Here is a 642-nt window from a genome sequence, read left to right on the forward strand (position 1 = left end):
TCAGAAAAAGTATTAGCAATTTATATGGTACACCCTACAAAAGAATCAGAAATTAAACCTAAAAAAGTCTTTAATTAAAGGAGATAGAATTTATGAAAGTCATAGAAGTGACACATCCTATACAATCTAAACAGTATATTACAGAGGATGTTGCAATGGCATTCGGATTTTTCGATGGCATGCATAAAGGTCATGACAAAGTCTTTGATATATTAAATGAAATAGCTGAGGCACGCAGTTTAAAAAAAGCGGTGATGACATTTGATCCGCATCCGTCTGTCGTGTTGAATCCTAAAAGAAAACGAACAACGTATTTAACACCACTTTCAGATAAAATCGAAAAAATTAGCCAACATGATATTGATTATTGTATAGTGGTTAATTTTTCATCTAGGTTTGCTAATGTGAGCGTTGAAGATTTTGTTGAAAATTATATAATTAAAAATAATGTAAAAGAAGTCATTGCTGGTTTTGATTTTACTTTTGGTAAATTTGGAAAAGGTAATATGACTGTTCTTCAAGAATATGATGCGTTTAATACGACAATTGTGAGTAAACAAGAAATTGAAAATGAAAAAATTTCTACAACTTCTATTCGTCAAGATTTAATCAATGGTGAGTTGCAAAAAGCGAATGATGCTT

General features: G+C 30.4%; 1 protein-coding gene and 1 pseudogene. Both read left to right on the forward strand.

Features of this window, described 5'->3' with window-relative positions; all coding sequences use genetic code 11:
- The coding region (locus IDG60_RS28160; protein WP_241013411.1) for a hypothetical protein at positions 1–78 on the forward strand (78 nt) is incomplete at its 5' end.
- Between the two features lie 14 nt (positions 79–92).
- A pseudogene (locus IDG60_RS28165) lies at positions 93–642 on the forward strand (bifunctional riboflavin kinase/FAD synthetase); the annotation flags it as partial.

It is taken from the genome of Staphylococcus sp. EG-SA-2, assembly GCF_017152085.1.